The organism is Cnuibacter physcomitrellae, assembly GCF_014640535.1.
GTDB lineage: Bacteria > Actinomycetota > Actinomycetes > Actinomycetales > Microbacteriaceae > Cnuibacter > Cnuibacter physcomitrellae.
The window spans coordinates 3,408,755-3,422,701 of record NZ_BMHD01000001.1; the positions used below are offsets into that span (position 1 = coordinate 3,408,755).

General features: G+C 72.8%; 11 protein-coding genes. 2 read left to right on the forward strand and 9 right to left on the reverse strand.

Annotated elements, in window-relative coordinates; translation table 11 throughout:
* Positions 1–21 precede the first annotated feature (21 nt).
* The 3 genes from IEX69_RS15975 to IEX69_RS15985 all read right to left on the reverse strand — a co-directional run bounded on the left by IEX69_RS15975 (position 22) and on the right by IEX69_RS15985 (position 3,304).
* Positions 22–804, reverse strand: a complete 783-nt coding sequence (locus IEX69_RS15975) for a FadR/GntR family transcriptional regulator (RefSeq protein WP_085018559.1) — start codon at positions 802–804, stop codon at positions 22–24.
* 147 nt (positions 805–951) lie between these two features.
* Entirely contained in the window at positions 952–2,661 is a 1,710-nt protein-coding gene (locus tag IEX69_RS15980) for an ABC1 kinase family protein (RefSeq protein WP_229756389.1), read from the reverse strand.
* 58 nt (positions 2,662–2,719) lie between these two features.
* On the reverse strand, positions 2,720–3,304 hold the full coding sequence (locus tag IEX69_RS15985) for a PadR family transcriptional regulator (protein ID WP_085018563.1): 585 nt from the start codon (positions 3,302–3,304) through the stop codon (positions 2,720–2,722).
* A 154-nt stretch (positions 3,305–3,458) separates the two neighbouring features.
* On the opposite strand from IEX69_RS15985, the gene IEX69_RS15990 reads away from it, so the two are divergent.
* Entirely contained in the window at positions 3,459–4,568 is a 1,110-nt protein-coding gene (locus tag IEX69_RS15990; RefSeq protein ID WP_085018565.1) for a hypothetical protein, read from the forward strand.
* Between the two features lie 384 nt (positions 4,569–4,952).
* Here the strand turns inward: IEX69_RS15990 and IEX69_RS15995 are convergent, their stop codons facing one another.
* From IEX69_RS15995 to IEX69_RS16015, 5 genes are all read right to left on the reverse strand, one after another.
* Complete coding sequence (locus IEX69_RS15995) at positions 4,953–5,462, reverse strand: hypothetical protein (RefSeq protein WP_085018567.1); 510 nt, start codon at positions 5,460–5,462, stop codon at positions 4,953–4,955.
* A gap of 153 nt (positions 5,463–5,615) precedes the next feature.
* Positions 5,616–7,019, reverse strand: coding sequence for an Nramp family divalent metal transporter (locus IEX69_RS16000; protein WP_085018569.1), 1,404 nt, complete (start codon positions 7,017–7,019; stop codon positions 5,616–5,618).
* Positions 7,020–7,147: 128 nt separating this feature from the next.
* Positions 7,148–8,197, reverse strand: coding sequence for an ABC transporter permease (locus tag IEX69_RS16005; protein WP_085018571.1), 1,050 nt, complete (start codon positions 8,195–8,197; stop codon positions 7,148–7,150).
* A complete protein-coding gene (locus tag IEX69_RS16010) occupies positions 8,194–9,918 on the reverse strand; it encodes a sugar ABC transporter ATP-binding protein (RefSeq protein ID WP_085018573.1) in 1,725 nt (574 codons plus the stop codon). The genes IEX69_RS16005 and IEX69_RS16010 overlap by 4 nt, the downstream gene beginning before the upstream one ends.
* Positions 9,915–11,030, reverse strand: a complete 1,116-nt coding sequence (locus IEX69_RS16015) for a substrate-binding domain-containing protein (protein WP_085018576.1) — start codon at positions 11,028–11,030, stop codon at positions 9,915–9,917. Before IEX69_RS16015 ends, IEX69_RS16010 begins: the two co-directional genes overlap by 4 nt.
* Before the next feature lie 170 nt (positions 11,031–11,200).
* Here IEX69_RS16015 and IEX69_RS16020 point away from each other — a divergent pair, with 170 nt between their 5' ends.
* Positions 11,201–11,776 (forward strand): 1,2-dihydroxy-3-keto-5-methylthiopentene dioxygenase, encoded by a 576-nt coding sequence (locus IEX69_RS16020; protein WP_085018578.1) that lies wholly within the window; start codon positions 11,201–11,203, stop codon positions 11,774–11,776.
* Positions 11,777–11,857: 81 nt separating this feature from the next.
* Here IEX69_RS16020 and IEX69_RS16025 read toward each other — a convergent pair whose 3' ends face one another.
* A complete protein-coding gene (locus IEX69_RS16025) occupies positions 11,858–13,915 on the reverse strand; it encodes an FUSC family protein (RefSeq protein WP_085018580.1) in 2,058 nt (685 codons plus the stop codon).
* Between the last annotated feature and the right edge of the window lie 32 nt (positions 13,916–13,947).

The following is a 13,947-nucleotide window of genomic DNA, read 5'->3' on the forward strand; positions in this document are numbered from 1 at the left end:
CCTTTCGGGGACGGACGGGAGTCAGCCGCCGGCGCTGGCGGTGTGGGCCGCCCGCGCCCGGCTGGTCTCGGAGTGGTAGGTCTCGATGTGGTCGCGCATCCGCCTCTCCGCCGAGGCGGGGTCTCCGGCGGTGATCGACTCGACCACGGCGCGGTGCTCGGCGCGGAGGCGACGGGACGTCGTGGTCCAGTCGGGGAGGTGGCTCGCGCCCTCCAGCACGTAGGCCTCGATGGAGGCGCGGAGCCCGGCCATGGTGGCCGCGATCACCTGGTTGCCCGAGGCGGCGGCGAGCGCGAGGTGGAACGCCTGGTCGAGGGGGAGGAACTCGGCTGGGGCGTCGGCGATGTCGGGCTCGTCCATGGCGGCGAGCAGCTCGTGCACCTCGACGAGATCCGGCGCGGGAGCGGCACCGGCTGCCGACCCGCTGACGGCAGCGGCGCGGATGCGCGTGGCCAGCTGAGCGGCCACCGCCGACTCGAGCACCAGACGGGTCGCGACGATGTCCTCCACGGCGAACCCCTGGGCGGCGACCTGCAGGCGCAGCAGCGCCGACATGGCCCCGGAGGGGCGCGCGATGATGATCGCCCCCGACTGCGGACCCGACCCGGTCTGCGTGCGGATGAGCCCCATCACCTCGAGCACGCGCAGGGCCTCGCGCACCGACGAGCGCCCGACCCCGAGGTCGGCGGCGAGCGTGCGCTCCGAGGGGAGGTGGTCGCCGGGGGAGAGTGCGCCCGTGAGGAGGTCGCCCTCGATGCGGTCGAGCACCGTCTGCCAGGCGCGTGCTTCGGCGTGGTCGCTCATCCCGCCTCCTCGCGTGTGGTCAGACCATGTGGTCCGACCACAGTACCAGACCCCGCCTCCGTGGCTGAGACGCGGCGGACCCCGACAGCGACGCCCGACGCCGGCTGAGCGCCGACGCCCGACGCCGGCTGGGCGCCGAGCTCCGGCTCAGCCGCCGCGGCGGCCGCCGAACAGCGAGTGGAGGAGCGGCAGGAGCGAGACGACCATGAGCACGGTGCCGAAGACCGCATCCTCGGTGCGGACCACGGCGCCGGCCACGAGCAGCGCTCCGAAGAGGAGAGCGGACACCGCGCGGGTCATCGTGCGCTCGAGGCGTGCGATCCTCCGCTCGAGCGCCGGGTTCGTCACCGCGAGCGAGCCCTCCTCGACCCGGGTGACGAGCGCGTCCAGGCGCGCGGGCAGTCTCCAGGCGAGGGCGAGGTTGTCGAGCGCCTGGCGTCCGATGTCGGAGGCGACGTTGCCGCGCTCCTCGCGGATGAGCTGCTGGGCGTAGGGCTCGACCGACTCCCAGAGGTTGAACGCCGGGTTCAACGCGCTGCACACCCCCGAGGTCAGCGACATGGCGCGGATGATGAGCAGGAAGTTCTCCGGCAGCTGGAACGGCAGCGACCGCACGACGTGCCCGAACTCGAGCCCGAACTCCCGGAACTCGCGCGGGTCGACCTCGCGCAGCTCGGCGAAGCCCATCCCGCCGAAGCGGGCGAAGAGCTGCGTGAGAGCGCGCTCGAGCTCGCGGGTGTCGGCGGTGGCGAGCAGGACGCCGAGGTCCTGGGCCGCGGCGACGAGCCCCTTCCCATCGCGGGAGGCGGCGGCGATGAGCATCTTGCGCAGTCCGCTGCGGGTGTTCGGCGGGACGGTCCCCATCATCCCGAAGTCGATGAAGGTGAGGCGCCACGCGGGTACGGGCTCCCCGGATGCCTGCACCGCGGCGTCCGTCGAGCCCGGGGGCATCGGCGTCACGAACACGTTGCCCGGGTGCGGGTCGGCGTGGAAGAACCCGTTCGTGAACAGCTGGTCGAACATGACCGCCGCGAACACGGGCGCCACCTCGGCGGGATCGATGCCCGCCGCGGCCAGCCCCGCCGCATCCGTGATCTTGATCGCCGTCACGTCCTGCAGGGTGAGGACCTTGCGCGTCGACCGCTCCCAGACCACCTCGGGCACGCCCACCCGCGGATCGCCGGCGAACTCCTCGGCGAAGCGCACCGAGTTGGCGGCCTCGTGCAGGTAGTCGATCTCCTCGAGCGACGTCTGCGCGAACTCCTCGACGAGGGCGGGGGCGTCGACCCTGGAGTACACGAGGCGGACGTGGCTGAGCCACCGCCCGACGCGGCGGAGTGCGGCGAGATCGACCTCGACGATCGTGTCGATGCCGGGCCGCTGCACCTTGAGTACCACCGCATCCAGCCCGGTCTCGGCCGCGTCGCGGGGCACGAGACGGGCGCGGTGCGCCTGGCCGAGCGATGCCGCCGCCACCGGGACCGGATCGACGTACGCGAACGCGGCGGGAAGCGGCATCCCGAGCTCCGCCTCGGCCAGGGCCCGGATGGCGTCGAACGGCACCGGGGCCACCTCGTCCTGCAGCCCCTCGAGCTCCTTGGTGATCTCGGGCGGCAGCACGTCCAGGCGCGACGACATGAACTGGCCGACCTTGATCATCAGCCCGCCCAGGTCGACGGCGAGCACGTGGAACCGCCGCGCGAACCGCTGCATCCGCTTCGCGCGCGTGCGCTCGGCCACGCGCGTCAGCCCGATCCTGGGCAGGAGCAGCTCGAAGAACCACGTGACGGCGAGGTTCCAGCCCGCGAAGCGGAGGATGCGCCGGTACCTGGCGCGCGAGATCCGGGCGTCGGGCACGGAGTCGCCCCGATCTGGGCGTGGCGCCGCCCCCGCCGGTGCCGGTGCTGTCACCCGGTCAGTCCTGGGCGAGGATCGCGTAGAGCCGACGGCGCGCGCCCTCGAGCTCGGCCACGGCCTGCTCCACCTGCTCGGGAGTCCCGGTCCGGCCCACCTGCGCGGCGATCTGCGCCAGCTCGAACCCCGCCTTGGGGAGGGCGCCGCGCCCGCGACGACCGCCGTCGGAGTCGGAGTCGGACTCCGCCGCGGTCGCGAACGGGGAGCCGGATGCGGAGCTCGCCGCCACGACGAGGCCGGCCTCGGTGAGGGCGTAGGTCTTCCGGCCGTTCGACTCGTCGGCGCTCACCAGGCCCTCGTCGGCGAGGAGCTGGAGCGTCGGGTACACGGAGCCCGCGCTGGGCTTCCAGCTGCCGCCGCTGCGCTCCTCGATCTCCTGGATGATCTGGTACCCGTGCATCGGACGCTCCGACAGCAGGGTGAGCACGGCCGCGCGGACGTCACCTCGACCGACCCTGGTGCCGACCTTCTTCTCGAAGCGGGAGCGGAACTCCTCCATCGCCTCCCAGATGCCCTCGATGCCGCCGCCTCGCGAACCGCCGAAGCCGCTGCCGCTGAAACCGTTGCTCGTGAACGACCTGCTCATGACACCCTCCTGGACACCTGCGAACGATACTCAACGATATGCAGTCCGTCGCCGCCGGCGACCTCTCGGGGGCGAACTCCCATCTTCGGGCCGGGTCCGGCCAGCGGGCCCGCGTGGCCGCCGACATAATGGTCCCTGAAAGGGGTACATGACAGTGAGTGCACAGGGAACGCAGGGCTGGGACCGGACCACGACGGGGCGCGCGCCGTCCTCGGGATTCGGACGGGCGTTCCTCTGGCTGCTCGCGATCCCCGCCGGAGCCGGGGTCGGCGTCCTGTTCTGGATCATCCTCCTCGCCCGCTCCCGCGATGTGCCCCTGTGGCTGGCCGCCCTCATCGGCGCCGGCCTCGGCGTGGTGGTCGCCGGCACCTCGATCGCGAACCGCTGGCAGCGGCACGTCCGCCAGCAGGCGATCGCGGCACGGCATCCGGGTGCGGTGGTGGTCGACGCCGTGCGCGTGCGCGAGGACGCCGGCGTCTTCAGCCAGGTCATCCGCACGCAGGCGTCGGCCGGGTACGCGGTCGCCTTCGACGACGCGGGCATGCACGTGTACGACGGCGGCAGCGACGCGCAGTCGATCCTCGACGTGGCGTGGCCGTACGTGCTCGGCTTCACGGAGGAGTCGCTCGCGATCAACGACCAGGCGCGGCGGCCGGGCCTCGCGGTGCGCTTCGCGACCAGCACCGTGCCCGTCGTGCTGCCCTTCGCGGTCGCCGGAGCGCCGGGCTTCCCCGCCGGGACGCGCGGCATCGCCGCCCTGCGGTCGGTGCTCGAGGAGATGCGAGCGCGCTACGGCGGGTCGCCCGCGGGGTCGTCCGCGGCGGCGACCCCGTCCGCTCCGTGGGGCCAGAGCGCCGCCTACGCGACCCCGACCCGGCGTCGGATCGTCGCCCGGCCCTCGTCCGCGATCTGGACGCTCGTGTCGCGCATCCTGGGCGGCCTGGCCGCGCTCGCGGTGGTGGTGACCGTGGTCTTCAACGTCGGATCCTTCTCCCTGCGCTGGCGCTGGGTCGGCGGGCGGATGCTCGATCAGCTCCTCTGGGTGAGCGTCGTCCTCGTCGCCGCGGCGATCGTGGCGCTGATCGTCCGCCGGGTGGTCGCCGGGATGGAGACGCGCGCGGGCTACACCGTGAGCCGCCTCGGCCCCGCCTCGCTCGACCAGGTCGACCCGCGCACCGGCTACGTCCTCCGCCCCGCCGGAACCCCGCAGCTCTCCGAGCAGCAGCAGCGCGCCGCCCTCGCCCGCATCCGCTCCCTCGCCTAGCCCCGCCCGGGCCGCCCGGTCGGCGCCTGCGGCGCCACCCGCCCCGCGCCCCGCGTCATCGCGAGCACCCCCAGAACCCGCGGCTGTCGTCACTCGGAAAGCGCTCTTTCCGGGTGCACTCGCCCGTCCTAACCCGAGCACACCCAGAACGCGCGGGTGCCGGACTCGGGAAAGCGCTCTTTCCGGGGGTACTCGCGGAGGCGCTTCGCCGGGATGCTGGAGCGCGGGAGGCGTGCGCTCGCGGTCGAGACGCGGGGAGTGCAACGGTGCGAGCGGGCGTCGAAACGTACCGTCAGCGCGGAGGTGACGGGATGGACGCGGTGAGTCCGCTCTCGGGCGACCTTTCGGCGGTGACCCGGGACGCACGAAGGGGCAGGAGGTAGGTCAGCGGAGGTGGCGCCAGCCGGTGAGGCGGTCGAAGGCCTTCGCGTGGACGGGGGCGTCGCCGTCGAACGGGCTCAGCTGCTCGCGGTGGACGCCGCCCAGGCGGTCCGAGGCGCGCTCGGCGGCGTCGCGGAGGCGGCGAGCGGCGTAGCGGACGCTGCCGCCATCGCCGCGGAAGCCCCAGACCACGTGGGTGATGAGGCGCGAGCCGGTCGCGGTCGGCGTGACGGCGACCGGGGCCGCGCAGCGGGCGATGTGGCGTCGCACGCCGACGAGCGACAGGAGCGGGAACACCTCGAGCCCCCACTCGGACCAGTTCGACTTGCGGTCGTCGCCGATCTCGGCGTAGCGCACCGACCAGATCCCGTCCGCGTACGACGGTGCCGCCACCGCGAAGCCCTCGGCGTGGAGCTCGGCGAGCATCGTGTCCTGCGCCTCGAGGACGGATCGCGCGGACACGATCTCGTGGAAGCGGGACATGGACCCGACGGCGAACGCGCTCTCGCTCATCCCTCCATCCTGCCGTGACCCGCCCCGCCGTCGGGTTTCGCGGCCCTTCTGGAGAATCGCCTGCCCACTGGGCACGCGGAAGGTCAGAGAGGGCGCGAAACCTGCGGTGCCGCGCCGAGGCGGGCGGGCCGGCGGGCCGGCGCGCGCGGCGGGTCAGGCGCCGGTGAGGGCGAGGACGATGAGGACGAGGTTGAGCGCGACGATGAGGGCGACCACCGTCCAGGCGACGACGCGCTTGACCGTGCCGTCCGCGAACTCGCCCATGAGGGCGCGGTCGCCGGTGAGGCGGAACAGCGGGACGAGCGCGAACGGGATCCCGATGCTCAGCAGCACCTGGCTGAGGACGAGGGCGTAGGTGGGGTCGACCCCGAGCGCGAGGATCACGAGCGCCGGGATGAGCGTGACCGCGCGGCGCGCGAGGAGCGGCACGCGCACGCGCAGCAGCCCCGCCATGATGACGCTCCCGGCGTACGCGCCGACCGAGGTGGAGGCGAGACCGGAGGCGAGGAGGCCGATCGCGAAGACCGTCGCGACCACCGGACCCAGGGCGGCCTGGATGGCCTGGTACGCGCCGGGGATCGAGTCGGTGCCCTCGACGCCCCGCAGTGCGGCCGCCGCGAGCAGCAGCATCGCGATGTTCACGGCCCCCGCCACGACGAGCGCCCCCACCACGTCGCCCTTCGTCGCCCGCAGCAGCGTGCGCAGCCGCGACGGCTCGGCGGCGAACCGCGGACCGGGAGCGCCGACGCCGGTGCCGACGCCGGCGACCGACGGCGCAGCGGGCCCGGCAGCGGGCTCAGCGGCACCGGTGTGGACCACCGTCCCCGACTCCGCCGCGTGGGCGAGCTCGGCGTGGTGACGGTCGCGGGCGAGTCCGGAGTGGAGGTAGATCGCGTGCGGCATCACCGTCGCGCCGAGCATGCTCGCGGCGAGGAGCACCGACTGCGTGCCGTCGAACCGCGGCACGAGCCCCTCGGCGGCAGCGGGCCAGTCGATCGGCGCCACGAACGTGCCCGCGAGGAAGCCGATCGCGATCACCGCGAGGAGCCCGACGATCACGAACTCGAACGTGCGCTGCCGCCGCGCGGCCTGCACGAGCAGCAGCCCGAGGGAGACGACCCCGACGATCAGGCCGCCGACGACGAGCGGCAGACCGAACAGCAGGTTGAGGGCGATCGCCCCGCCGATCACCTCCGCGACGTCGGTCGCGGCCGCGACCACCTCGGCCTGCAGCCAGTACGCGCGGCGGGTCCACGGGCGGGCGCGAGAGCCCACGAGCTCGGGCAGGGTGCGCCCGGTGACCACCCCGAGCTTGGCGGACTGGTACTGGATGAGCACGGCGAACGCGTTCGCCAGCACCAGCACCCACACCAGGAGGTACCCGAACTGCGCCCCGCTGGTCAGGTTGGCGGCGACGTTGCCGGGGTCGACGTACGCGATGGCCGCCACGAACGCGGGACCGAACAGGGCGATCGAGTGCCACCAGCGCGGTGTGAGCCCGTCGGGACGCCCGTGGGGCGCGGAGGAGTCGACGACGGCGGCGACATCTTTAGGCACGCCTAAAACGTACAGCAGTTTTAGGTGCACCTAAAGACCTGTGCCGGATCCGCTTCGTCAGCGAGTGCTCGCTTCTGGCGGCATCCGCGCGACGGCGGCGCCAGAAGTGAGCACTCGAGCGCGAGCGCTCAGGAGCTCGTCGTGGATCCCGCGGTGACGACCGTGCGTCGGCGCGAGAACGTGAAGCTGAACAGCAGCGCGATGAGGAGCACCACGCCCTTGCCGAAGTCCTGGGCGTAGTACGGCAGTCCGAGCATGGAGAACCCCGTCACCATCACGGCGATGAGCACCGCGCCGAGGGCGGTGCCCCACGCGTTCGGGCGTCCGATCCCCAGCACCGAGACGCCGACCAGGGCGACGGCGACGGCATCCAGCAGGAGGGAGTTGCCCGCGCTGACGTCGCCCTGCCCGATCCGCGCCGCCAGGAGCAGACCGGCGATCGACGCCAGCAGACCACAGGCCATGTACGCGGCGGTGCGGTACCACTGCACCCGGACGCCGGCGAGCCTCGCCGCCTCCGCGTTCGTGCCCACGGCGAACAGCGCGCGTCCCCAGCGCGTGCGCTCGAGCACGAACCACAGGATGAGCGTCACGAGGAAGAAGAGGATCACGGGCACCGGGACCGGACCGATCGATCCGCGATCGAGCCAGAGGAAGTCCGCCGTGAACCGACCGGGCGCGGTGGTGCCGTCGGCGAGGGTCATCTGGGACGAGATCGACTTGCCGTCGACGATGATGAGCTTGAGGCCGACGATCACGAACATCGTGGTCAGGGTGGCGAGCAGGTCGGGGATGCGCGCGACCACGACGAGGAACGCGTTGACCGCGCCGATCAGCAGGCCGCAGACCAGCACGACCGACACCGCGATGCCGCCGACCTGGTTGCCGATCACCATCGTCCACGCCGCGATCGAGACCGCGAAGCCCGCGTTGGCGCCGACGGAGAGGTCGATGCCGCCCACCGTCATCGCCAGCATCACGCCGAGCCCCGCGATGGCCGTGGGCGCGATGAACTTGAGCATGCCGAAGACGTTGTCGACGGTGCGGAAGTTGGGCTCCGTGATCACGAAGTAGAGGATGAGCGCCACGGTGACCGCGATGAACCCCCACTTCACGACGAACGCGGACACGCGCTCGCCGGCGGAGGCTGCGGGGCGGGCCAGGGTGGGGCCGCTCATGCTTCGGTCCTTTCGGGGGAGGGGCCGCGGTCGTCGCGGAAGGGGTCTGAGGGGGAGCCGTCGGGTGCAGGATCGGGCGAGGGGGCGCCGTGATCGGGCTCTGCGGGCGGCGGGTCGGCGGTGGCGCTGGGCCCCGCGAGCCGCGACCCCGGATCCTCGACCGCGTGGTCGGCGCCCAGGAACGCGCCGATCACCTCGGCGCGGCCGACCTCGTCGGCGTAGGCATCGAGGGCGATCTCGCCGCCGACCAGCACGACGATCCGGTCGGCCACCTCAAGGATCTCGTCGACGTCGCTGGAGAGCACCACGGCCGCACCGCCGTCGCCCGCGAGCGTGGCGAGCCGCGCCCCGATCTCCCGGCGGGCGGCGATGTCGACGCCGCGGAAGGGCTCGTCGAGGAGAGCCACGCGGGGCGACGCCGAGAGCCAGCGTCCGACGACCACCTTCTGCTGGTTGCCGCCCGAGAGGTCGTCGATGAACGCCTCCGGGCCCGTCGTGACGACGTCGAGCGACGCGATCACCCGTTCGGCGCGCGAGCGCTCCGCACGACGTCGCAGCACGCCCACCGCGCTCGACTCCGCGAGGAAGGGGAGGGTGATGTTCCGCAGCACCGACCACCCCGGCAGGATGCCCTGGCGCTGACGGTCCTCGGGCACGAGCACCACGCCGGCGCGGAGCGCGTCGCCGGGGCGCTTCGGCGAGTACGGGTGACCGGCGAGCGTGAGGCCGCCCGTGGCGGGGCGGGCGAGCCCGGCGAGCAGCTCGGCGATCTCGGTCTTGCCGGCGCCGATGAGCCCGAGCACGCCCAGGACCTCGCCCGAGCGGATCTCGAGCGACAGCGGCGCCGACTCGGGGAGGAGCCGGACCCCGTCGACGCTCGCCACCGTCTCCGTGCCGCGCAGGGTCGTCCCGCGGTCGTGCTGCACCGCGGTGGCCCGGCCGAGCATGTCGTGGAGGATCTCGTGCCACGCGAAGGGACGCGCGGAGTCGCTCTGCACCCGTCCGTCGCGGAGGACCACGACGCGGTCGGCCAGCGTCTCGATCTCGCCGAACCGGTGCGAGACGTACAGGATCGAGAGTCCGGATGCGCGCAGGGACGTCAGGACGCCGAACAGCCGGTCCGCCTCGGCCGCCGTCAGGGCGGAGGTGGGCTCGTCGAGGATGAGGAGCCGTGGCGTGGTGCGCAACGCCCTGGCCAGCACGAGCAGCTGGGCGTCCGAGATGGGCAGCAGGGCCGCATCCTGACCCAGGACGGAGTGGGGCCAGTCCAGGCCCAGCGTGGCCAGGGCCCGCCGGGCGTCCTCGCGCTGGCGGCCACGCGAGCGAAGCGGATGCCGCGTGGCCTCGGCGAGGTCGTCGAGCGTGAGGTTCTCAGCGACGCTGAGCCCGGGGACGATGCCGTCGGCGACCTTCTGATGCACCGTCGAGATGCCGAGCTGCCGGGCCTGCGTGGGGGAGGAGAGGTGCACGGTCTCGCCGTTCAGCCTCACCGTGCCCTCGTAGCGCGAGTTGGCCCCGGACAGCGCCTTGATGAGGGTCGACTTCCCGGCCCCGTTCGCCCCGAGGAGCGCGGTGATCTCGCCCGGGTGGAAGTCGAGGGTCACGTCCTGCAGCACGAGGTTCGAGCCGTAGGCGACGGAGACGCCCGTGAGGGACACGACGGGAACGTCGTGCCCCTCAGCCGGGGTGCGCCCTGCGGGCGCGGAGGATCCGATCGTCATCCGGAGACCGCGGGCAGCCAATCCGCCGTGACGGTGTCGTCGAGCAGGAGCGTCGGCTCCTGGTCGCGCAGCTGCTGCACGTTGGTGATGCCGTTGTCGAGCAGGAACTGCTGCGTCACGGTGATCGCCGGGAACGTGACCTCGGTCTCGTCGAGCTGTCCGGCCAGGCTCAGGGCGAGCGAGCGCACGACGCCCGCGCCGACGGCGGCCGGGTCGGTCGCCGAGGTGGCGACCCAGGGGCTGCCGTCCTGCGTGAGGACCTCGATGTCGGCGTTCGAGATGTCGATCCCGTACACCTTCACCTTGCTCTGCAGGTTGTTCTGGATCACGGCCTGGACCGTGCCCTTCGTGATCTCGTCGTAGGGCGCGAAGATCGCCTGTACGTCGGGGTTCTGCTTCAGGGCGGCGTCGACGAGCGGGATGTTGTCGGTCGCGGTCGACTCCGTCACCTTTCCGGTGGAGAACACGACGTCGAGGTCGTGGTCCTTCACGTACTCGTCCCAGACGGCCGCTCGACGGTCGAGCGCGGCGTAGCCGGTCGCCGAGACGTAGCCGACCTTGGCGCCGTCGCCGACGTCCTTCACGAGCTGGTCGAGCACGCCGCTGGCCATCGACTCGTCGGACTGGCTGGTGCTGATCACGCCCGTCGTGTCGTTGAGTGCGAGGTCGTAGACGACGACCGGGATGCCCGCGGTGACCGCCTCGGTGACCAGGGGCTGGAGGGTGTCGGTCTGGCCGTGGTCGATGATGATCGCGTCGGGCTTGGAGGCGATGGCCTGCTCGAGGTCGCTGGCCTGCTTCGCGTTGTCGTTGCGCGCATCCGTCACCGTCAGGTCGATGTTCGCCGCCTTGGCCTGCGCCTGGGCGCCGGCGCCCCACGCCTCGAAGTAGTCGCCGGCACCGCTCTGGCGCACCAGGGCGACCTTGACCGGGTCGCCGTCGAACGGGGCGGGCAACGGGGCGGATGCGGTGGCCGGCGCGGCCTGTCCGCCGGACGTGCTCGCGGGGGAGCCGTTCGACTGGGAGCAGGCGCTGAGCGCGAGGAGGGAGGCGGCGGCGACGGCGGTGACCGCGACGGAGCGGAGCCTCAGTGCTCGGCGGGAGAGTGCCATGGTGGGTCCTTCGGGTGCTGTGAGCGAGGGCGTGGGTGCTCACCGACCTCATCGGCGGCGAGGATTGTGGTGCTCGACCATCAAAGCGCTCGGCGTGGTGCGCAGGAAATCGATGTTGCGCAGTGTTACCGTGCGCGACTCGCCGCGGGCGAGCGGAATAGCATGGGTATATGACCCTTCTCACCGTGTGGAACGACACCGATCCCGAGACGCCCGTCCTCCAGACCCGAGACGTCGACGTCATCACCGAGCAGCTCAACGGACTCGGCGCGCGCTTCAGCCGCTGGGAGGTCAAGGAGCTCTCCGCCGATCCCACCCAGGACGAGGTGCTCGCGGCGTACGCGGACGAGATCGCGGCGGTCAACGCCGAGCACGGCTACACCTACGTCGACGTCATGACGATGACGCCGGCCGACACCGACGAGTACCGCGAGAAGGCCGTGGCCAGCCGCGCGAAGTTCCTCAACGAGCACCAGCACGACGACGACGAGGACCGCTTCTTCGCCCGCGGCACCGGCGTCTTCTACCTCCACGTCGGCGGCAAGGTCTACGCCGTCTACTGCGAGCAGGGTGACGTCATCTCGGTGCCGGTGAACACGACCCACTGGTTCGACATGGGTCTGCGCCCCGACTACGTGTCGGTGCGCTTCTTCCACGACGACGACGGCTGGGTGGGCAACTTCACCGGCAGCGAGATCTCGGCGAAGTTCGCCACGCACGACGAGCTGGCGTCCGTCCCGGCCTGATCCGGTCGTCCTCGACAGACCCCCGCGCCCCCAGGGCGACGGGGGTCTTCGTGTGCGGGGACGACGCCGATCGGCGGCGGCTCACGCCGGGGTGTCGACCGCGGCGCTGAAGCGGGTCGCCGAGCGCTCGAGGGCGTCGAGCATGGCCTCGGGGCCCGCGGCCTCGTCGGCGGAGTCGGCGCGCCACCGCCCCGGGCGGGGTGCGGTGGACCGGGCGAGCCTGCTGAGCGCCTCCAGCTCCGCGGCGACGGCCTCCGACGCCTCGTGGTCGGGCTGCGGGCCGCCACGGCGGCGGTTCTGCGCGTACACGGTGACGCGGTCGCAGAGGCGCTCCGCGGCGGCCACGGCGGGGAACCAGGCCTTCGCCTCCCTGCTCGCCGGCGGCGGCTCGGCGAGCGAGCGCTGCAGCTGGATGCGCAGATCCGACAGCGTGCGGTAGGCGGTGCGGCGCAGCCCCGTCATCCGCCGGCGCAGCTCCGCGCCCGCGGCGGGATCGGGCGCCTCGGAGACCGTCGCGCCGCGGACGTAGGCGGCGACCGCATCCACCGCGTCGGCGACGGCGACGGGCAGGCTCGAGCGCAGCGACCTCGGCCAGATGAGGTAGCCGAAGACCAGGACGATCACGCATCCGACCACGGTGTCGAGCAGGCGCTGCGCGCCGTAGTCGACCGTCTGAGGTCCGGGGGAGATGAGGTCGAAGATGAGCAGGACGAACGGAGCGAGGAAGATGCTCTGCAGCCCGTAGCCCCGTTGCCCGCTCCAGGGCAGGACGGCGGCGAGCAGGGCGATGATGAGGATGAGGATCGCCAGCTCGCTCTTGGGCACGAGCGCCAGGATGCCCACTCCGATCGCGACGCCGATCACCGTCCCGATGCTGCGCTGCACCGCGCGGGCGAACACCGAGCCGAAGTCGGGCTTCAGCACGAGGGCGACGGTCAGCCCGATCCAGTAGGAGCGGTCACCCGGCACCCAGTGCTGGGCGATCGCGGCGATCCCGATGCAGAGCGCCAGGCGGACGGCGCTCGTGACCACCGCGCGGCCGACCAGCAGCTGAGAGAGGACGGACGCGCCGGCGGGCTGGGCGGTGGGGCCCACCGGCAGCGGCGTCGCGCGGCCGACGGCGCCGGGAACCCGGGTCTCGGATGCGGCGCGGGCGACGGCGGGTGAGCTCGACGTGACGACGGGGATCGACCGGGTGGCCGCGCTGAGGGCACGGTCGCGCGGCCAGATCGCCTCGGCCAGCTCGAGGGTGCGGCGGAGCGTCTGCGTGCTCTCGAGATCGACTTCGGGCGGCGACGGGGGCCGCGAGCCGCGCTTCGCGAGCGCGTCGGCCATCGCGCTGAGCCAGGCCGTCGCATCCGCCGTGCGCTGTCCCGCGGCATGGGCGGCGATGAGCGCGGAAGAGACCTCGCTGATGCCGGCCAGCCGAACGGCGTCGCGATCCGCCTGCAGCGTGCGTCCCTCGCTGCGGGCGCGGGTGTCGAGGAGGGTGCGGTAGGCCGCCGCGGTCACGTCGGTGAGCTTCTGGCGTGCGCGCTCGAAGGCGGCGTCGTCGCCGTCGTCGCTCGCTGCGCTCAGCTCGGCGAGGGCCACGATCGAGCTGCGCAAAGCCGCCCGCTCGGGTCGCCGGCGGTCGACGAGGGACTCGAGGGCGAGCATCACCGCGGTGAAGAGCCCTCCCGCGAGGTACAGCACCGACGGCACCCACCAGGGCAGCGGACTGGTGACGCCGACCGTGACGATGGTGAACACGAGCATCTGCATCGAGCCGAGGGAGAACGCCGCGCCGTACCCGCTGAGGAGGCCCGAGAGCAGGCCGACGGCGGCGAGCAGGACGACGGTGAGCCAGCCGTGGCCGGCGACCACGTGGCCCAGCGTGAAGCCGAGTGCGCCGAGCGGGGCGGTCACGAGCAGCTGCCGGAACCGGGTGCGGTAGGCGCCGCCGCGGTCGGCGGTGGTGGTCATCAGGGCGCCGAGTGTGACGTAGAGCCCGAGCAGGAACTGTCCCGTGGCGAGGCCGAGGAAGAGCGGCACGGCCGCGGCGAGGAACGTGCGCACGGCCAGCGCGACCGGGAACCTCGCGGGCTTCAGGCGGGCCAGCTCGCGGAGCCACCCGTCCTCGCGTTCCCCATCCGCCATGACCGAAATGCTATCGGCCCGGGGTTCCCGCG

Excerpts from the sequence above, each read along its gene's own strand:
- IEX69_RS15975 (WP_085018559.1), bottom strand. The coding sequence starts at position 804 with ATGAGCGACCACGCCGAAGCACGCGCCTGGCAGACGGTGCTCGACCGC.
- IEX69_RS15985 (WP_085018563.1), bottom strand. The coding sequence starts at position 3,304 with ATGAGCAGGTCGTTCACGAGCAACGGTTTCAGCGGCAGCGGCTTCGGC.
- IEX69_RS15995 (WP_085018567.1), bottom strand. The coding sequence starts at position 5,462 with ATGAGCGAGAGCGCGTTCGCCGTCGGGTCCATGTCCCGCTTCCACGAG.
- IEX69_RS16005 (WP_085018571.1), bottom strand. The coding sequence starts at position 8,197 with ATGAGCGGCCCCACCCTGGCCCGCCCCGCAGCCTCCGCCGGCGAGCGC.
- IEX69_RS16010 (WP_085018573.1), bottom strand. The coding sequence starts at position 9,918 with ATGACGATCGGATCCTCCGCGCCCGCAGGGCGCACCCCGGCTGAGGGG.
- IEX69_RS16015 (WP_085018576.1), bottom strand. The coding sequence starts at position 11,030 with ATGGCACTCTCCCGCCGAGCACTGAGGCTCCGCTCCGTCGCGGTCACC.
- IEX69_RS16020 (WP_085018578.1), top strand. The coding sequence starts at position 11,201 with ATGACCCTTCTCACCGTGTGGAACGACACCGATCCCGAGACGCCCGTC.
- IEX69_RS16025 (WP_085018580.1), bottom strand. The coding sequence starts at position 13,915 with ATGGCGGATGGGGAACGCGAGGACGGGTGGCTCCGCGAGCTGGCCCGC.